At 69.7% G+C, this 16691-nt stretch carries 20 protein-coding genes; 10 read left to right on the forward strand and 10 right to left on the reverse strand.

Annotated features, from left to right (window positions below; translation table 11 throughout):
- Nucleotides 1–78 precede the first annotated feature (78 nt).
- Genes pdhA through AC0VYD_RS25990 form a run of 3 tightly spaced genes read left to right on the forward strand, consistent with a single transcriptional unit; the run spans nt 79 to nt 3538 of the window.
- Entirely contained in the window at nt 79–1179 is a 1101-nt protein-coding gene (pdhA, locus tag AC0VYD_RS25980; RefSeq protein ID WP_475477932.1) for a pyruvate dehydrogenase (acetyl-transferring) E1 component subunit alpha, read from the forward strand.
- 16 nt (nt 1180–1195) lie between these two features.
- The gene (locus AC0VYD_RS25985) at nt 1196–2209 is read left to right on the forward strand and encodes an alpha-ketoacid dehydrogenase subunit beta (protein WP_475477933.1); all 1014 of its coding nucleotides are present in this window, start codon (nt 1196–1198) and stop codon (nt 2207–2209) included.
- Between the two features lie 12 nt (nt 2210–2221).
- Complete coding sequence (locus AC0VYD_RS25990; RefSeq protein WP_475477934.1) at nt 2222–3538, forward strand: dihydrolipoamide acetyltransferase family protein; 1317 nt, start codon at nt 2222–2224, stop codon at nt 3536–3538.
- 102 nt (nt 3539–3640) lie between these two features.
- Here the strand turns inward: AC0VYD_RS25990 and AC0VYD_RS25995 are convergent, their stop codons facing one another.
- The 3 genes from AC0VYD_RS25995 to AC0VYD_RS26005 all read right to left on the reverse strand — a co-directional run bounded on the left by AC0VYD_RS25995 (nt 3641) and on the right by AC0VYD_RS26005 (nt 5351).
- The gene (locus tag AC0VYD_RS25995; RefSeq protein ID WP_475477935.1) at nt 3641–4027 is read right to left on the reverse strand and encodes a hypothetical protein; all 387 of its coding nucleotides are present in this window, start codon (nt 4025–4027) and stop codon (nt 3641–3643) included.
- Nucleotides 4024–4488, reverse strand: a complete 465-nt coding sequence (locus AC0VYD_RS26000; RefSeq protein ID WP_475477936.1) for an ATP-binding protein — start codon at nt 4486–4488, stop codon at nt 4024–4026. The genes AC0VYD_RS25995 and AC0VYD_RS26000 overlap by 4 nt, the downstream gene beginning before the upstream one ends.
- Before the next feature lie 296 nt (nt 4489–4784).
- The gene (locus tag AC0VYD_RS26005; RefSeq protein WP_475477937.1) at nt 4785–5351 is read right to left on the reverse strand and encodes an ATP-binding protein; all 567 of its coding nucleotides are present in this window, start codon (nt 5349–5351) and stop codon (nt 4785–4787) included.
- A 296-nt stretch (nt 5352–5647) separates the two neighbouring features.
- Between AC0VYD_RS26005 and AC0VYD_RS26010 the strand changes: the two genes are divergently transcribed.
- The 4 genes from AC0VYD_RS26010 (at nt 5648) to AC0VYD_RS26025 (ending at nt 7793) form a co-directional block, all read left to right on the forward strand.
- Nucleotides 5648–6457: a helix-turn-helix domain-containing protein gene (locus AC0VYD_RS26010; protein WP_475477938.1), complete on the forward strand. Its 810-nt coding sequence runs from the start codon at nt 5648–5650 to the stop codon at nt 6455–6457.
- On the forward strand, nt 6454–6633 hold the full coding sequence (locus tag AC0VYD_RS26015) for a DUF397 domain-containing protein (RefSeq protein WP_473037419.1): 180 nt from the start codon (nt 6454–6456) through the stop codon (nt 6631–6633). The genes AC0VYD_RS26010 and AC0VYD_RS26015 overlap by 4 nt, the downstream gene beginning before the upstream one ends.
- Before the next feature lie 40 nt (nt 6634–6673).
- The gene (locus AC0VYD_RS26020; protein ID WP_475477939.1) at nt 6674–6853 is read left to right on the forward strand and encodes a DUF397 domain-containing protein; all 180 of its coding nucleotides are present in this window, start codon (nt 6674–6676) and stop codon (nt 6851–6853) included.
- 160 nt (nt 6854–7013) lie between these two features.
- Nucleotides 7014–7793, forward strand: coding sequence for a cupin domain-containing protein (locus AC0VYD_RS26025; RefSeq protein WP_475477940.1), 780 nt, complete (start codon nt 7014–7016; stop codon nt 7791–7793).
- Between the two features lie 19 nt (nt 7794–7812).
- Here AC0VYD_RS26025 and AC0VYD_RS26030 read toward each other — a convergent pair whose 3' ends face one another.
- Together AC0VYD_RS26030 and AC0VYD_RS26035 are read right to left on the reverse strand one after the other, a co-directional pair.
- Entirely contained in the window at nt 7813–8460 is a 648-nt protein-coding gene (locus AC0VYD_RS26030) for an endonuclease (RefSeq protein WP_475477941.1), read from the reverse strand.
- A gap of 244 nt (nt 8461–8704) precedes the next feature.
- Nucleotides 8705–9088: a PLD nuclease N-terminal domain-containing protein gene (locus AC0VYD_RS26035; protein WP_475477942.1), complete on the reverse strand. Its 384-nt coding sequence runs from the start codon at nt 9086–9088 to the stop codon at nt 8705–8707.
- A 355-nt stretch (nt 9089–9443) separates the two neighbouring features.
- Here AC0VYD_RS26035 and AC0VYD_RS26040 point away from each other — a divergent pair, with 355 nt between their 5' ends.
- Nucleotides 9444–10169 carry a GntR family transcriptional regulator gene (locus AC0VYD_RS26040; RefSeq protein ID WP_475477943.1) on the forward strand — a complete coding sequence of 242 codons (726 nt, stop codon included), beginning with the start codon at nt 9444–9446 and terminating at the stop codon, nt 10167–10169.
- 228 nt (nt 10170–10397) lie between these two features.
- Here AC0VYD_RS26040 and AC0VYD_RS26045 read toward each other — a convergent pair whose 3' ends face one another.
- From AC0VYD_RS26045 to AC0VYD_RS26060, 4 genes are all read right to left on the reverse strand, one after another.
- On the reverse strand, nt 10398–11459 hold the full coding sequence (locus AC0VYD_RS26045) for an aspartate-semialdehyde dehydrogenase (RefSeq protein ID WP_475477944.1): 1062 nt from the start codon (nt 11457–11459) through the stop codon (nt 10398–10400).
- Nucleotides 11456–12727, reverse strand: coding sequence for an aspartate kinase (locus AC0VYD_RS26050; RefSeq protein ID WP_475477945.1), 1272 nt, complete (start codon nt 12725–12727; stop codon nt 11456–11458). Before AC0VYD_RS26050 ends, AC0VYD_RS26045 begins: the two co-directional genes overlap by 4 nt.
- Before the next feature lie 180 nt (nt 12728–12907).
- On the reverse strand, nt 12908–13507 hold the full coding sequence (recR, locus tag AC0VYD_RS26055; RefSeq protein WP_473037411.1) for a recombination mediator RecR: 600 nt from the start codon (nt 13505–13507) through the stop codon (nt 12908–12910).
- Nucleotides 13508–13707: 200 nt separating this feature from the next.
- Nucleotides 13708–14055 carry a YbaB/EbfC family nucleoid-associated protein gene (locus AC0VYD_RS26060; RefSeq protein ID WP_475480375.1) on the reverse strand — a complete coding sequence of 116 codons (348 nt, stop codon included), beginning with the start codon at nt 14053–14055 and terminating at the stop codon, nt 13708–13710.
- A 427-nt stretch (nt 14056–14482) separates the two neighbouring features.
- On the opposite strand from AC0VYD_RS26060, the gene AC0VYD_RS26065 reads away from it, so the two are divergent.
- Entirely contained in the window at nt 14483–15631 is a 1149-nt protein-coding gene (locus AC0VYD_RS26065; RefSeq protein WP_475480376.1) for a methyltransferase domain-containing protein, read from the forward strand.
- Between the two features lie 112 nt (nt 15632–15743).
- Here the strand turns inward: AC0VYD_RS26065 and AC0VYD_RS26070 are convergent, their stop codons facing one another.
- Nucleotides 15744–15941, reverse strand: a complete 198-nt coding sequence (locus AC0VYD_RS26070; protein WP_191267935.1) for a DUF6243 family protein — start codon at nt 15939–15941, stop codon at nt 15744–15746.
- A gap of 123 nt (nt 15942–16064) precedes the next feature.
- Here AC0VYD_RS26070 and AC0VYD_RS26075 point away from each other — a divergent pair, with 123 nt between their 5' ends.
- Nucleotides 16065–16676: a TetR/AcrR family transcriptional regulator gene (locus AC0VYD_RS26075; protein ID WP_475477946.1), complete on the forward strand. Its 612-nt coding sequence runs from the start codon at nt 16065–16067 to the stop codon at nt 16674–16676.
- Nucleotides 16677–16691 lie beyond the last annotated feature (15 nt).

Raw genomic sequence — 16691 nt, forward strand, 5'->3', positions numbered from 1 at the left:
GCGGGTCCCTGGCGGGTCACGCCACCCGGCCCACAGGCCGGGGCGGCGAGGCCTCACGCGCACGTAGAAAGGCACACCATGGCTGACACGGCCAAGCCGAAGGGCGGCACCGCCCGGGGCTCCGCGTCCCGGCGCCGGGGCCGCAAGGACACCGGTCTCGGCAACGAGAAACCGGAGACCCTCCTCGACTACTACCGCCAGATGCTCTTCGTCCGGCGCTTCGAGGAGCGCACCGGGCAGGCCTACACCCAGGCCCGCATCGGCGGTTACTGCCACCTCAACCTCGGCGAGGAAGCCACCGTCGTCGGCCTGATGACCGCACTCCAGGAGCGCGACTACCTGTTCACGAACTACCGTGACCACGGGTACGCGATCGGCAAGGGCATGGACCCCAAGCGGGTCATGGCCGAGCTCTACGGACGCGCCGACGGCGTCTCCAAGGGCTGGGGCGGCTCCATGCACATGTACGACACCGAGACCCGCATGCTCGGCGGCTACGGCATCGTCGGCGGCCAGCTCCCCCTGGCCACCGGTGCGGCGCTCGCCGTCACCTACCGCGGCGGCGACGAGGTCGTCATGTGCCAGATGGGCGACGGCACCACCAACATCGGCGCCTGGCACGAGTCCCTCAACATCGCCAAGCTGTGGAACCTGCCGATCGTCTTCGTGGTGGTCAACAACTTCACCGGCATGGGCACCACCGTGGACATGTCCTCCGCCGAGCCCGAGCTGTACAAGCGCGGCGCCGCCTTCCGCATCGAGGGCGAGCGCGTCGACGGCCGCGACGTCCTGGCCGTCCGCGACACCGCGACCCGGCTGGTCGAGCGCGCACGCGAGGAGCAGACGCCGTTCCTGCTGGAGGCGTGGAGCTACCGGCAGAAGGGCCACTCCGTGGTGGACCCGGCCAAGTACCGCACCGACGAGCAGCGCGACGAGGCCCGTTCCGAGGAGAACGACCCGGTCGCGATCTTCGACGAGCGGCTGACCAAGGCCGGGATCCTCACCGACGACCTGCGCGAGGAGATCGCCGCCTCGGTCAAGGCCGAGGTCACCGAGGCCGCCGACTTCGCGGAGAACAGCCCGAAGCCGGACGTGTCCACGCTCTTCGACTACACCTACGCCACTCCGGTGCCGAACGAGTCGCGGCGCATGCCCGCCGACCCGGTGTTCGCGGAATAGGGAAGGAACCACTCACATGTCCGTGATCACCTACCGCCAGGCCCTGCGGGACACCCTGCGGGCCGAGATGGTGCGCGACGAGAACGTCCTCGTGATCGGCGAGGAGATCGGCGTCTTCGAGGGCTCCTACAAGATCACCGAGGGGCTCCTCAAGGAGTTCGGCCCCCGGCGGGTCAAGGACACCCCGATCGCCGAGGAGGGCTTCGTCGGTGCCGCCGTCGGCGCCGCCATGCTGGGTCTGCGCCCGGTCGTGGAACTGATGACGATCAACTTCTCCCTGATCGCCATCGACCAGATCATCAACCACGCCGCCAAGATCTACGGGATGTTCGGCGGCCAGACCAGCGTCCCCATGGTCATCCGCACCCCCGGAGGCGGCGGCCAGCAGCTCGGCGCGACGCACTCGCAGAACATCGAGCTGTTCTACTCCTTCATCCCCGGCCTCAAGGTGATGGCTCCCAGCACCCCGGCCGAGGCCTCCTCGATGCTGCGTGCGGCCATCCGCGACGACGACCCGGTCCTGTTCCTGGAGAACCTGGGCCTGTACAACTCCAAGGGCGAGGTCCCCGAGGACTACGCCGAGGCCTCCTGCGACGAGGTCGCGACCATCGGTCGCGCCGGTGTTTCCCGCGAGGGCAGCGACATCACCCTGATCGGCTACTCCCGGATGGCCACGGTCGCGAACCAGGTCGCCGAGAAGCTGGCCGAGGAGGACATCAGCGTCGAGGTCGTGGACCTGCGCAGCCTGCGCCCCCTCGACCGGCAGACCTTCGTGGACTCGGTCAAGAAGACCGGTGCCGCGGTGATCTGCGAGGACGACTGGCTCACCTACGGGATCGGCGCGGAGATCGCCGCGTCGATCCAGGAGGGGGCCTTCGACTACCTGGACGCCCCGGTACGCCGGGTGGCCATGGCCGAGGTGCCCATGCCCTACGCCAAGCCGTTGGAGACCGCCGCTCTGCCGTCGGTCGAGTCGATCAGCACCGCGATCAAGGAGACCCTGAGCGCCGTCGGCAAACGGGTCGGGTAGAGGGAGTAGTCAATGAGCGAGATCCACATGCCGCGCCTCTCCGACACCATGGAGGAAGGCGTCATCTCCACCTGGGTCAAGAAGGTGGGGGACAAGGTCGCCTCCGGTGACGTGCTGGTCGAGATCGAGACCGACAAGGCCGTCATGGAGTACGAGGCCTACGAGGACGGCTACCTCGTCAAGCAGAACGCCTCCGAGGGCGACACCGTCCCGATCGGCGAGGTCATCGGCTTCATCGCCGACTCCCCGGACGCGGTACCCGAGGACTCCGGCACGCCCTCCGCTCCGGCTTCGGAGAAGAAGGAGGACGAGGCCGACAAGGCGGAGCAGGAGACCGCGGAGGTGGCCCCCGAGGGCGAGGAGAAGCCCGCCGAGTCCGCCGCTCCGTCGGCCCCCGCCGACGGCGACGCCCCCGCGGACCGCCCCCGCACCTCCCCGCTGGCCCGCCGGCTGGCCAAGGAGTACGGCCTGGACATCACGAAGATCAAGGGGTCCGGGCCCAAGGGCCGGATCGTGCGCGCCGACATCGAGGCCGCCGCCAAGGAGGGTCCGGCCGCCGAGTCGGCTCCGGCCGCCCAGGAGAAGGAGGACAGGCCCGCCGCCGCCAAGGCGCAGACGGCTCCGTCCTTCGACGACGGGCGCGACTCGGAGCAGGTCAAGACCAGCAACGTGCGCAAGGTGATCGCGCGCCGCCTGACCGAGAGCAAGCAGACGGTCCCGCACTTCTACCTGCGCCGGGCGATCGACGCCGAGCCGCTCAAGGCCTTCCGCGGCCAGATCAACGAGCAGCTCTCCAGCACGGGTGTGAAGGTCAGCTTCAACGACCTGATCGTGAAGGCCTGCGCCACCGCGCTCAAGCTGCACCCCGCGGTCAACACCTCCTGGGTGGACGACAACCTGGTCCAGCACAACCGGATCAACGTCGGTGTGGCGGTCGCCGTGGACGCCGGTCTGGTCGTGCCGGTGCTGCACGACACGGACAAGGCGACCCTGTCGGAGATCTCCACGAACACGCGTGAGCTGGCGGGCAAGGCCCGGGACAACAAGCTCAAGCCGCAGGAGATGAGCGGTGGCACGTTCAGCGTGTCCAACCTGGGCATGTTCGGCGTGGACAGCTTCTCGGCGGTGATCAACCCGCCGGAGGCCGCCATCCTGGCCGTGGGCGCCATGCGCCAGGAGCCGGTGGTGGTGGACGGCGAGGTGCAGGTGCGCAACCGCATCGCGCTGGAGCTCTCGGTGGACCACCGCGCGGTCGACGGTGCCGTGGGCGCCGCCTTCCTGAAGGAACTCGCGGAGATCCTGGAAGAGCCCATGCGGATCATCCTGTAGCGACTCCGTACGCGACGCCCCGGCCGGGTCCCTTCCGGCCGGGGCGTCCTGCGTAGGCGCGGACCGCCGCAGGTTGTCCACAGCCTGTGGACAGAGGAGCGGCTAAAGGATCAGCCTGACGAACTGGCCGATCATCATCCCCGCGACCAGCACCGCCCCGTAGCTCGAAGCGGCCCAGCCGCGCCGGCGGCGCGGGGTGCGGCGATGACGACCGCGCCGGAGCGGAGCGGGTTCGGGCTCGGGTTCGGTCACACCCGCTCCCCCAGCCTCCCGATCCTCCGATCCCCCGTGTTCCTTCGCCACGCGCATCCACCCGGGCAGGACGCCGTGCTCCAACCGGTGGGCGACCTTCGGGTTGCCCGCCATCTGCCGCAGGAGTAGCTGTTCGCGGGTCTGCCTGGTCTCCCGCACCGGTGCGGGGGTCCGGGAGAACCGGCGTCCCCGGGGAGCGTCCAGGACCGATCGCACCCTCGTCTCGACCGTGGTCACCGGTCACCACCGCCCAGCGCGAACTCGGCCCACACGGCCGTGCCCAGGTCCGAGCAGAACGGGAAGGGCACGATCGGGTAGGTGCCCCACCTGGCGGCGAGCACGTCCACCAGCAACAGGCCCCGGCCGCGTTCGGCGCTCAGCCAGTCCCCCACCGAGCGGTCCGGGATCTCCGGCGAGGACTCGCGGGCTCCGTCGTCAACGACCACCAGGCGCAGTACACCCGGCTGCGGAGCGAAGAGCGCCCGCAGCACCCGGCCGTCCGGGGCTCCCGACCGGCTGTGCTCGATCGCGTTGGCCACGATCTCGCTCCCGCACAGGACGGCGGCCTCCGCCAGGTCCTCCCCGAACCCGGCCAGGTCGGCGCGCAGGTCCGCACGGACGGTGCTCATCTGGGAGAGATCACCCGGATAGATCCGCGCCTGCCAGCGGGCAGGGCTCACGTGGGGCACAATGAACATGTCGACAACTCGCTTTCTTGATGGATGGTCTTGTCGGCCTGCTCTGGGGGTGTTGGCTCACCCGCCAGAGCTTTTCTCTTGGTTGCCCCGGTTACGGGGCAGCGGTGGTCCCGGGTGCGGGGGTCAGCGCGTGGCCGTGATGGTGTGCCCGCAGTGGCGGCAGGTGGCGGTGGCCGTGTTGCCGTGTCTGACCGGTGGTTGGTCCGGGACGTAGTCGTGCCCTGCGGTACCGGGGCACGTGGTCTGGTTGTCCACACCGCCTCACGGGGGCTGCGGGCGGAGCGGGCCCCGCGGGCTCACCTCTGTTCTTCCAGGTGGTTCCAGGGGTTGTCGGTGAGGTCGTAGGCCAGGGTGAACCAGACCTTGCGGGTGATGGGGACGCCGTTGTCGCCCCACTCGGAGGCCAGGGCGTCGATCATGGCCAGACCGCGACCGGCCTCGGCGTCGGGGTCCAGCCCGCGCGGGTCGGCGCTCAGGTGCCGGGGGTGGTCGGCGTCGAAGGACCCGACGGTCTGGGTGCCCTGGTCCTGGCAGGTCAGCCGGAGCCCGTGCCGCAGGCGTTCACAGGTCAGGGAGTAGTGGCCGAACCGCTCCCCCGAGCGCGTGTGCCGGATCGCGTTACTCGCGAGTTCGCTGCCCAGCAGGGTGAAGAGGTACTGGTAGTCGGGGTTCTGGCGCTCGGCGCAGGTGTGCAGGAAGGCACGGACCAGCGGCATCTGGAGGGGTCCGGCCCCGAACTCGTAGCGGCGGTGACGGAAGGGGGCCCGGCCGGAGTCCGGGTCGAAGTAGTGCCGGTGCTTGGACTGGACGGTCGCGAGCAGCGGCAGCGTCACCTCTGGGAGTTCCAGCGTCCGCGCGTTCACGCGACCACCCCCATGTCAGCAGAGACAGCCGCACTGGCCCCGCACTGGAGCACGAAGCGACGGACCCGAGAAGCCCGGCGCCCAACCTCTTCCGAAGATCCCAAAGACTGTTTCGTGAACTGTCGCATTTTGCACTGCCCTCCAGAGGAAGTCATCGCTGAAGCATGCTGCTCACGATGAACGCTCTGACTACCCCCTCGCAAGGCAGAACGTGATTATGGGCAGCAAAGAACGACTCCGTGAAATCTCGAATGATTTTGAATACAAGACACGTCCGACCATGTTCTAATGGGAACATGACGACCCCTCAAGCAAAGAAGCGATTCGGGCGTGAGCTGGCAAGGATACGCAAACGTGCAGGAATGACCCAGGCGAGGATGGGTACCCTGGCCGGAGTCAGCACTTCCCATATGTCCAATTTGGAAGGCGGATACCGGAGCCCAGCCCTGTCGTTGCTCCCCTGCCTGGACGAAGTTCTGGGGACCGGGACTCGCCTTCAGGACCTGTGGGACGATCTCACCGGCACCGGTCGTCCAGCATGGCTGGACGAAATCGCCAACGCCATTCAGAACGCTCTGGCCGTGTACGAATACCAGGTACTAGCGTTCCCGGCACACCTCCAAACGGAGACGTACACGCGGGCCCTCGTGCGTTATGGAGCCCCGTGGCTTTCAGCAGACGAAGTGGATGTGCTCGTCGCGGAGCGCATGACGCGGGCAGAGGACATGGCAGATGCCACAACGCCTAAGCTGTGGCTGGTGGTGGACGAGTCGCTTTTGTCCCGTCGATACGGCGGGATTGAGGTGACACGGGCACAACTGGAACACATCGCGGGACTTGCGGAACAGGAGCGCTTGACCCTGCAGGTGGTCCCCGTGGATTCCCCCAAGCATCCCGGGAACTCCGGAGCGTTCAGCGTGATCGTGACGCAGGACAGCCCGGACTCCGTGTACGTGGAGAACGCCCGTGAAGGACAGTCCGTCACGGAGGCCGACGAGGTGGCACATCGCAGGATGCTGTTCGCCGCGCTCCAAGCCGTGGCGCTGACCCCGGACAGCTCCCTGGAACGCGTCCGAGAAGAGATCAAGAGGTTGGACAAGGCATGAATCAGCAGTGGCACAAGTCGTCGTACAGCGGGGCCACCAACAACTGCATCGAGGCCCGTGAGAGTTCCGCCTACGTGGACATGCGGGACACTCAGAACAGGGACCTGGGACACCTCACTTTCCCCACGAGGGAGTGGGCCGCATTGCTCAACGCAGCCCACACCACCCAGGTATAAGCCCTCCCTGCATCGCGCTTACCAGGAACGGAGCACCCCCGTGACACCTGAGTTCCGAAAGAGCAGCTACAGCGGCACCGGGAACAACTGCGTCGAGGTCGCCGACCTGCCCGGTAAGCACCTGGTCCGGGACACCCAGAACAGGGACGCCGGTCACCTCGGCTTCGCCGGATCGGAGTGGACCGCCGCCCTCGGCGCCATCCGCGCCGACCAGGTCTGAGCCACCCCAACCAACTCCGCCCCGGCCGGATCCCTTCCGGCCGGGGCGTCGCCTACGTCTGCCCCGACCGCCGCAGGTTGTCCCCAGGCTGTGAACCGATCAGCCCGGAGCGACGCGCCGGGGAGGGCGCTCCGCGAACCGAGTCGCTACCGTCTCCCCCATGGCCCACATCCTGCACCTGACCGAACTCTCCCGCTGGCGGTCCGGCGGGGACGTCGAAGCCGAATCCCTCCGCACCCAGGGTTTCCTGCACGCCTCACCCGACGACGCCACCCTGCTCGCGGTGGCGAACGCCTTCTACGCCGAACCCGCCGAACCCCTGGTGGTCCTGGTCGTGGACGCCGACCTGGTCGACGCCGAGGTCAGGTGGGAGGCCGCCGACCCCGCTCCCCCGCCCGGGGCTCCCGAAGGGGTGCTCTTCCCCCACGTCTACGGGCCGGTCCCGCGCCGCGCGGTGGTGGGAGTACGCCACCCGCGCCAGGACCCCGGGGGCCGGTACACCGCCTTCGAGGAGCGGCCCGGGACCGCGGAGGAGCTGGATCTGCTGCCCCACCCCGAGGGCGGCTGGTACCGGCGGACCTGGCGCGCCGGAACGGAGGTCCGTGCCGCGGGCTATCCCGGCCCCCGCCCCACCGCCACCGGCATCCATTTCCTGCTCGGGCCCGGCGAGGTGTCGCGCTGGCACCGGTTGCGCTCGGACGAGATGTGGGTCTTCAACCGGGGCCGACCGCTGCGGCTGGAGTTCGGCGGCACGGGCAAGGCCCCCGAACCCGCCGACGGCTTCGTTCTGGGGCCGGGCACCGGGGACGGCGAACACCTCCAGGTCCTGGTCCCGGCAGGCACCTGGCAGAGCGCCCGTCCGCTGGGCGGGGAGTCCCTGGTGAGCTGCTTCGTCTCACCCGGGTTCGACTTCGCCGACTTCGAGACCGCCCCGGACTAACGGCCACCAGCGCAGGCACTCAGCCCGCCCTCGCCCCGACCCGGTTAGCGAGGTCGCCGTCGCGGGCGACCCGGGTCAGGCCCGCGGCGAGTGCGGCCATGTCCTCGCCGTCCACGAGCCTGCCGAGCTTCTCCTCGTCCGCGGGCAGCCCCACCCGCTCGGCCCCGCTACGGGCGAGCTTGTCGGTGTAGGGGCGGAGCCAGGGCCACACCGCCTGGGCCTCGCGGCAGAACATCGCGGCACCGGTGGGGCCGATCCCCGGAAAGGCGCGCAGCCCGGACTCCAGGCGGCTCCGGTCCCGCTCCGCGCTCTCAGCGAGTCGGCGCAGGTCACCCCGGTACTCGTCGCGCACACGGTCGGCGCACTCACCCAGCCGGGTGGCGGTGCTCTCGTCATAGCGGACGTAGTGTCCGCGCCCCAGCGCGTCGACGCGGCCCCGCCACCCCAGCGAGGCCGTCCCGTCCGGGGTCGTGGCGCCCGCCTCGTTGAGCTCGCGCGCGGCCGCGACCGCGATCCGCGCCGAGATCCGGGTGGACAGCAGGTTCACCAGCACCAGCAACTGCCACAAGGGGGCCGGTTGGTCCGCCATCCGGATCCCGGCCTCGGAGGCGAGGGTCCTCCCCGCCTCGTCGACGACGGCGCGGGCGATCTCCGTCTGCTTAGCCATCCCGCTTCTCCTTCCACCACGGTGAGAGGACTCCGGTGGGGGCTACTACCCGGCCCGACCAGGGGCAGCCCGGTTCCGGGTCGAATTGCCAAGACTTGTCCACAGCCTGTGGATAACATTTCCCACCCCCCACACCCCGATCGGAGACGCACCCCGGCCGCACCCGGACACGCGGGAGCCCCGGGCCGCGGAGGAACACCTCCACGCCCCGGGGCCCCGGCGGTCCCGCTCGGGTACGGCCGCCTCAGGCGTGGCCGAGGCCGGTCTGGTCGGGTGCGACGTCGCTGTGCTGCCCGACGCTGCTCGGGACCGCGTGGCGGGCGCGACCCTTGTCGATCCCGAGGAACCGGTTGAGGTGGCCCTTCTTGCCCACCACGAACCAGGCCACCGCCCCGAACACCGGGAACCAGAGGATGAACAGCACCCACAGGAGTTTGCCGCCCCCCGTGGTGTCGCCGTCGGCCAGCGTGGAGACCAGCGCCGCGATCACCAGGACGAGCACGGCGAGGAGCACGATCAGGAGCAGAACGCCGGTGATTCCGCCCATCCAGGCGACGGCGGGGCTGGTGTTGTCCGCCAACTCCGGCAGCCTCGTCCGGTCCGCCAGCTCCGACAGGTTGGTGATCATGTCTCCCCCAAGCAAAACGTAGTTGCCTCGATACACAGAGTAATAATCCTGGATGTTCAGGCACACACATTCCGACGCTTTCGGGCGATTCCTCGCATCAGCCTCCCCGGTTCCGATTCCGCGACCATGCACAGACAGGGCCGACTACTTTCGGGTAGAGCCCCCCACCAGGCTTTTCCGCTGCTTTACTGGAACCATGGGCGAGCTTCGGCGATCTGGCAGGTCCACCCCCTCCCTCCGGCCCGGCACCAGCACCGGAAACGGTGTCGGCGCGGGCACCCGTGACCACCGACCCGCGCACCCGGCCAGAACGCCCCCGCCGACCGGGGGCGCCACCGCAGAGGCCGGGTGAGCGGTGCCCCGCAAACCCCGCTACCTCTGGCTGGCCGAACAACTACGCGAACCGATCCTCAGCGGCGAGATGCCCCCCGGCACCCGGCTGCCCTCCCGCACCAGCCTGGCGCGCACCCACCGGGTCAGCGAACAGATATCCCGCACCGCGCTACGGCTCCTGGTCACCGAAGGGCTCGTCGAGGCACGGCCCGGCTCCGGGTACTTCGTCCGCCCCGTCCCCGAGGTCTTCCGGCTGTCCCGGACCGACGCCACCTCCGGATCCGGGCTGGGACGGCTCAGCCGCGAACGGGTCGGCACCGAGCAGGAACGCTGCACGGCGCCGCTGAGCTCCAGGCTCCGGCTCCGCGCCGGCGAGCCCGTGTACCGCACCACCTCGCGGGGGCTGGCCTGCGACCGGCCGGTCACCCTGCACCGGTCCTGGGAACCCGCGGTCCTCACCGCCGGAACACTGCGCACCCCCTTCGACGCCGCCGGTACCGGCCCCCTGGAACGCCTCGGCGCCGCCGGGTTCCCCGTGGACCGGGTCGTGGAGGAGGTCGGGGTCCGCGCCCTGCGCGACTCCGAGGCGGCGCTTCTGGGATCCGCCCCCGGGATGCCCGTGCTCGTCGTCGAACGCACCCACTACTGCGGCGACCGCCCCGTCGAGACCTCCGACCTCATCGGATCGGCCGAACAGTGCCGTCTCCTCTACAAACTGAGCCTCGCCCGGCCCAGCAGCCACGGGTAGGCACGGCGAAGGGCGGTGGCCCACCCCCTCCGTGGAGGGGACGAACCACCGCCCTCAGTCACCGCCCTAGACAGGGGGCGCTTGCGTTCGGGCGCCGGCAGGGTTTTGGAGGTGCCGGAGGTGGGATTGCGAGGAACGAGCCATCACACCGTAGGTGCCGAAAGTTCCTGCCCTCATTGGCGCCCGAACACGGGCCGAAGCGCAGCGGAGGCCCAAGGCAAACACAACCTAGCCCTGGGTGAACTCCTTGGCGACGACCTCGGCGATCTGCGCGGTGTTCAGCGCGGCGCCCTTGCGCAGGTTGTCCCCGCACAGGAAGAGGTCGAGCGACTTCGGGTCGTCGATGGACTGGCGGATACGGCCGACCCAGGTCGGGTCGGTGCCCACCACGTCGTTCGGGGTCGGGAACTCGCCCTTGGCGGGGTCGTCCAGGACCTGGACGCCCTCGGCGGCACCGAGCAGCTTGCGGGCGTCGTCGGCGGCGACCTCGCTGTCGAAGGTCGCGTGCACGACCAGCGAGTGCGTGGTGATGACCGGGACGCGCACGCACGTCGCGGAGACGCGCAGGTCCGACAGGCCCAGGATCTTGCGGGACTCGTTGCGGACCTTCAGCTCCTCCGAGGACCAGCCGTCGTCCTTGAGCGAACCCGCCCACGGCACGACGTTGTAGGCCAGCGGCGCCGGGAACGGGCCGAGCTCGTCGACGGCCGAGCGCATGTCGCCCTGCTGGTCACCGAGGGTGCGGTCACCGCCCGCCTTGGCCATCTGGTCGCGCAGGACGTCGATGCCCTCCTGGCCGGCGCCGGAGGCCGCCTGGTAGGAGGAGACCACGAGCTCCCTGACGCCGTAGGCCCGGTGCAGGGCACCGATGGCCACGATCATCGACAGGGTCGTGCAGTTCGGGTTCGAGATGATGCCGCGCGGACGGTTGCGCACCTGGTCCGCGTTGACCTCGGGAACCACCAGCGGGACGTCGGGGTCCAGGCGGAACGCGCCGGAGTTGTCGACGGCGACCGCGCCGCGGGCGGCGGCGATCGGCGCCCACTCCTTGGACACCTCGTCCGGTACGTCGAACATGGCGACGTCGACGCCGTCGAAGACCTCGGGGGCCAGCGCCTGCACGACGACGTCCTCACCGCGCACGCTCAGGACCTTGCCCGCGCTGCGCGGGGAGGCGACCAGACGGATCTCGCCCCACACGTTCTCACGCTGGGTGAGGATGTCGAGCATGACGGTACCGACGGCGCCGGTCGCGCCGACGATGGCCAGGGTGGGAAGACGGTTGCTCATCGGCCGGTACCTCCGTAGACGACAGCCTCGACCTGGTCGGCGTCGAGCTGGAACTCACTGTGCGCGGCCTGCACGGCCGCGTCGACCTGGTCCTCCTCGACGATGACCGAGATGCGGATCTCCGAGGTGGAGATCATCTCGACGTTGGTGCCGGAGGAGGCGATCGAGTCGAAGAAACGCGCGGTGACGCCCGGGTACGAGCGCATGCCCGCACCGATCAGCGAGACCTTGCCGATCTTGTCGTCGTAGCGGAGGGAGTCGTAGCCGACCTTCTCCTGGACCTTCTTCAGGGCGGCGACCGCCTCCTTGCCGAAGTCCTTGGGGACGGTGAACGAGATGTCCGTGCGGGAGGTGGAGACCGCCGACACGTTCTGCACGATCATGTCGATGTTGATCTCGGCGTCCGCGAGCGCCTTGAAGATCGTCGCGGCCTCACCGACCTTGTCAGGGACGCCGACGACGGTGATCTTGGCTTCGCTCCGGTCGTGGGATACCCCGGAGATGATCGGCTGTTCCATGCCTTCGCTTTCCTCGACTTCCGAAACGATCCACGTTCCGGGCTTCTGGCTGAACGACGAGCGGACGTGCAGGGGGATGTTGTACTGGCGCGCGTACTCGACGCAGCGCAGGTGCAGGATCTTCGTGCCGCTGGCGGCCATCTCCAGCATCTCCTCGTAGGAGATCTGGGGGATCCGCTGAGCGGTGGGCACGACGCGCGGGTCGGCGGTGAACACGCCGTCGACATCGCTGTAGATCTCGCAGGCGTCCGCGCTGAGCGCGCCGGCGAGAGCGACGGCGGTGGTGTCGGAACCGCCACGACCCAGGGACGTGATGTCCTTCGTGTCCTGGGAGACGCCCTGGAACCCGGCGACGATACAGATCGCGCCCTCGCCCACGGCCTCCTGGATACGTCCGGGCGTCACGTCGATGATCTTGGCGTTGCCGTGCAACGACGTGGTGATGACGCCGGCCTGGGAACCGGTGAAGGAGCGGGCCTCGTAACCGAGGTTCTCGATGGCCATCGCCACGAGGGCCATCGACATGCGCTCACCAGCGGTGACGAGCATGTCGAGCTCGCGCGCCGGCGGCATCGGAGAGACCTGTTCGGCCAGGTCCAGCAGTTCGTCGGTCGTGTCGCCCATGGCCGAGACCACGACCACGACGTCATGTCCCGCCTTTTTCTGAGCCACGATCCTTTGGGCTACTCGCTTGATGGCTTCCGCGTCAGCCACGGAAGACCCACCGTACTTCTGCACGATTAGGGCCACGATCGATGCTCCTGAGGAGTTGGGATCAAGACAATTACCTATGGAGTGTAGCCAGCGACGCTCATCGCACCCCTTCCGACCTGCGGAGGGAGGGCGTGGCGTCTTGACACACCAGCGCTCGGGCCTACCCGTTCGAACGGAGGTTACTCATATTTCGTCCAGATTACGGACAAGTGTGAGCTAGAACTCCAGACTCCGGCGGCCCTCGAAGGCGCGCCCGAGGGTGACCTCGTCGGCGTACTCCAGGTCGCCGCCGACGGGCAGTCCGCTGGCCAGACGGGTGACTTTCAGGCCCATGGGTTTGACCAGCCGCGCCAGATAGGTCGCGGTGGCCTCCCCTTCCAGGTTCGGGTCGGTCGCCAGGATCAGCTCGCTCACCTGGCCGTCGGCCAGGCGGGTCATGAGCTCCTTGACCCGCAGGTCGTCGGGGCCCACACCCTCGATGGGGCTGATGGCGCCCCCGAGCACGTGGTAGCGCCCCCGGAACTCGCGGGTGCGCTCGATGGCGACGACGTCCTTGGACTCCTCGACGACGCAGATGACGGCGACGTCGCGGCGGGCGTCACGGCAGATACGGCACTCGGTCTCTTCGGCGACGTTGCCGCAGATCGAACAGAAGCGAACCCGCTCCTTGACCTCGACGAGTGCGTTGACCAGGCGTTTGACATCCGCGTGTTCCGCGGACAGCAGGTGGAAGGCGATGCGTTGCGCGCTTTTCGGACCGACGCCGGGCAGCCGCCCGAGCTCGTCGATCAGATTCTGTACCGCGCCTTCGTACATGCCTACCCACTCGGTCGGAACCGGGCCTGGACCCGGCGGGGCCACTCCTGCCCCGGACCCCACCGTATCGGGGGGCGGCGACCTCTTGGGACCGCGCCCGGCCGGCCCCCGGCGCCGCTCCGGTGCCACGGGGGCGCCGGAGCGGCCGCAGGGGCCGGGCGGGGCGGGACATCCGGGGCCGGAGTCGGGCCCGGAGAATCCTAGAAGCCGGGGATGCCGGGGATGCCTCCGCCGGGCATCCCACCGCCGAGCCCCTCGGCCAGCGGACCCATCTTCTCCTGCTGCAGGCGCTCGACCTGGGCCTCGGCGTCGCGGATGGCCGCCAGGACCAGGTCGGCGACGGTCTGGGCGGTCTCCCCCGCGTCGGCGGGGTCGACGGCCTTGGGGTCGACGGTGATGTCCTCGACCTGACCGCGCCCGCTCAGCTTGACCTTGACCAGGCCGCCGCCGGAGCTGCCCTCGACCTCGGCCTCCTCCAGGGCCTGCTGGGCGTCGGCCAACTGCTGCTGCATCTGCTGGGCCTGCTGGAGCAGGGCCTGCATGTCCATTCCGCCAGGGTTCACGGCCGTCTCCTCGCCGCACACGTGGTGCTTCTGATCGCTGCGTGTCACTTGTCTGTGAGGGTAACCGGTCCGGCCGGGCAGGCTCGGCCGCGCGCACGGCCCGCTGCGGAGGCGTTCACCGGGTGTTCGCGATGACCTGGTCGGACGGCTGGCGGCCCGGGTGCCCGGGCGGCGATCCGGGAGAAGGACTCCCACCACACGCCCGGGCCGCGCGGCTATGCGGACTATCCGGGCCACAACGGTGCCAAAGGGAACTTTGTTGCACCGTTGACCTGATTTCACCAGCGAAAAGAGCGAGGAGTAGCGCGAATGTCACGTTCGGTTGGAAGAATGTCCCGTGGGCCCGTTGGCCCCTGAGGTGCCCTCGGGCACCGTCCTTGAACAGCGAGAGCAACAGGGGGCTGAGGACGTGTTGACCGCCAGAGAGCGCAACTCGGCTCTGATCGAGGCGATAATCGCGGACGGCCTGCTGAGCGACGCGGCACTCGTCGACGCCTTCCGGTCCGTGCCCCGCCATCTGTTCATCCCGGAGTCCGGCGCCCTGACCGCGAACGGCGGTTTCCTGAGCGCCACGGGCAACCCCGACCGCTGGCTGACCGCCGTCTACACGGACAACGCGATCGTCACCCGGGTGGAGGAGACGGAGGTGCCGCGGCAGCGCGGAGCCGACCGGTCCGCCGCCACCTCGTACAGCTCCGCGCCGACCGTGCTCGCCCGGATGCTGGAACTGGCCGACCTCGCGAACGGGCAGCGGGTTCTGGAGGTCGGCACCGGGACGGGATGGAACACCGCGCTGCTCGCCCACCGCCTCGGCGACGCGGGCGTCACCTCCGTGGAGATCGACGAGAGGCTTCTGGGCGCGGCCCGGCGGGCGCTGCGCGAGGCGGGCCTGTCCCCCGGGACCCACCTGGCCGACGGGTACGAGGGGTTCGAGGAGGCGGGGCCCTTCGACCGGGTCATCAGTGCGTGCGGAGTGAGCAGGGTGCCCGGGGCCTGGCTCGACCAACTCGCCGAGGGCGGACTCGTGGTGTGCCCGTGGGGGCTGCTGGAGAACGCGGGGGTGCTCATGCGGCTCGAACGGCAGGCGGGGGGCGCGGCCCTGGGGACGTTCCACGGCGGTGTGGGGTTCGTCCCGTTGCGTACGACCGGACCGGTCCCGCCGCCCGTCCGGGACTCCGGGCAGCAGCCGGACGAGTACCGGCTCACCCAGACCGACCCCGTCGCACCGATGCTGGCCTTCGCCTCGGCCTTCGCGGTGTCGGTGATGGTCCCGAACTGGCGGATGCGGCGACGGTGGATCGGCACGGGTTCGGGGATGTGGCTGTGCGACCGGGGCGGGAGCTCGTGGGTGCGGATCTATCCCTACGGGACCTCGTGGATGATCGAGCAGGGCGGCCCCAGAAGCATCTGGGACGAGGTCGAGGAGGCCCTAGCCGAATGGTCCCGCCTGGAGGAGCCGGGGCCGGACCGGTTCGGCCTGGCGGTGGGACCCGACGGGGGGCAGCGGGTGTGGCTGGACTCACCGGACGGCTACTCGTGGCCGGTCGGCCCGCCGGACTGAACCGGCCGCCCCCGGAGCCCTCTGCGAGGGTTCCGGGGCGGTTGCGGGAGCTTTGGTCCGCGAGGACTCGGCGACCCCTCGAATCCGACCTGCCGACGGGGCCGCCGGGCGTTCACGACTGCGCTTCGGCTCCCTCGGCCACCTGCGCGGACTGCCTCTCCCGGAGCTTGCTCAGGAGTTCCTGCCTGCGCTCACGGGCCTCTTCGCTGGGACCGCCCCCGGCCCCGCCCTTGCCGCCGCGCAGCGCGGAGCGGGAGACGGTGGCGCGCTGGCCGCCCATCCCGAGAAGGTTGTCGCTGTTCTTGGCCATGTGTTTGGCCTCCTGTCAGAGATCGACGGGACGGGGAGCCCCGTTCCGTCTCGTGTCCCTGATCCTACCGGATGCAAGACGATACGTCTCGTCTTTTCCGTCGGATACGGATACCGTGGGGCCATGGCCGACAACACCGCTGAACAGACGCGACGGTCCCCGGACCCCCGACGTCGCAGCCAACGCGCGCGCAACGCCATCCTCGACGCCGCCGCCGAGCTGCTGGGTGAGGTCGGGTACTCCAAGCTGACCATGGAGGCCATCGCCGCCCGGGCCAGGGTCGGGAAACAGACCATCTACCGCTGGTGGCCCTCCAAGGCCGCCGTGGTCTTCGACGTGTTCACCCGGCTGACCGGCGCCGCCGCCGGGGCTCCCCTGCCCGACACCGGGGACCTGGCCGCCGACCTCAAGGCCGTTTTCCGCGCCACCGCCGACGAGTTCGCCGACCCGGAGACGGACCGGACCACCCGGGCCTTCACCGCGGAGATCCAGCACGACGAGGAACTCGCCAGGGCCGTCACCGAGCGGCTCGTCGAACCCAACAACCGGGCGGTCCGGGACCGGCTGAGCTCCGGCCGGGCGGCCGGTCAGATCGCCCCGGACGCCGATCTCGAACTCGCCGCGGAGATGCTCAACGGCCCGATCAACCACCGGTGGCTGCTGCGCACCGGACCGCTGACCCACGAGTACGTGGACCGGCTCGTGGACACGGTGCTGCGCGGCCTGCGCCCCTGAGGCAGCCTGCCCCCG

It is taken from the genome of Nocardiopsis sp. iso_40, assembly GCF_056173285.1.

Coding starts and splice junctions, on each gene's coding strand:
- AC0VYD_RS25985 (WP_475477933.1), top strand. CDS start 1,196: ATGTCCGTGATCACCTACCGCCAGGCCCTGCGGGACACCCTGCGGGCC.
- pdhA (WP_475477932.1), top strand. CDS start 79: ATGGCTGACACGGCCAAGCCGAAGGGCGGCACCGCCCGGGGCTCCGCG.
- AC0VYD_RS26015 (WP_473037419.1), top strand. CDS start 6,454: ATGAATCAGCAGTGGCACAAGTCGTCGTACAGCGGGGCCACCAACAAC.
- recR (WP_473037411.1), bottom strand. CDS start 13,507: ATGTACGAAGGCGCGGTACAGAATCTGATCGACGAGCTCGGGCGGCTG.
- AC0VYD_RS25990 (WP_475477934.1), top strand. CDS start 2,222: ATGAGCGAGATCCACATGCCGCGCCTCTCCGACACCATGGAGGAAGGC.
- AC0VYD_RS26070 (WP_191267935.1), bottom strand. CDS start 15,941: ATGGCCAAGAACAGCGACAACCTTCTCGGGATGGGCGGCCAGCGCGCC.
- AC0VYD_RS26025 (WP_475477940.1), top strand. CDS start 7,014: ATGGCCCACATCCTGCACCTGACCGAACTCTCCCGCTGGCGGTCCGGC.
- AC0VYD_RS26060 (WP_475480375.1), bottom strand. CDS start 14,055: ATGGACATGCAGGCCCTGCTCCAGCAGGCCCAGCAGATGCAGCAGCAG.
- AC0VYD_RS26030 (WP_475477941.1), bottom strand. CDS start 8,460: ATGGCTAAGCAGACGGAGATCGCCCGCGCCGTCGTCGACGAGGCGGGG.
- AC0VYD_RS26010 (WP_475477938.1), top strand. CDS start 5,648: ATGACGACCCCTCAAGCAAAGAAGCGATTCGGGCGTGAGCTGGCAAGG.
- AC0VYD_RS26000 (WP_475477936.1), bottom strand. CDS start 4,488: ATGTTCATTGTGCCCCACGTGAGCCCTGCCCGCTGGCAGGCGCGGATC.
- AC0VYD_RS26035 (WP_475477942.1), bottom strand. CDS start 9,088: ATGATCACCAACCTGTCGGAGCTGGCGGACCGGACGAGGCTGCCGGAG.
- AC0VYD_RS26075 (WP_475477946.1), top strand. CDS start 16,065: ATGGCCGACAACACCGCTGAACAGACGCGACGGTCCCCGGACCCCCGA.
- AC0VYD_RS26045 (WP_475477944.1), bottom strand. CDS start 11,459: ATGAGCAACCGTCTTCCCACCCTGGCCATCGTCGGCGCGACCGGCGCC.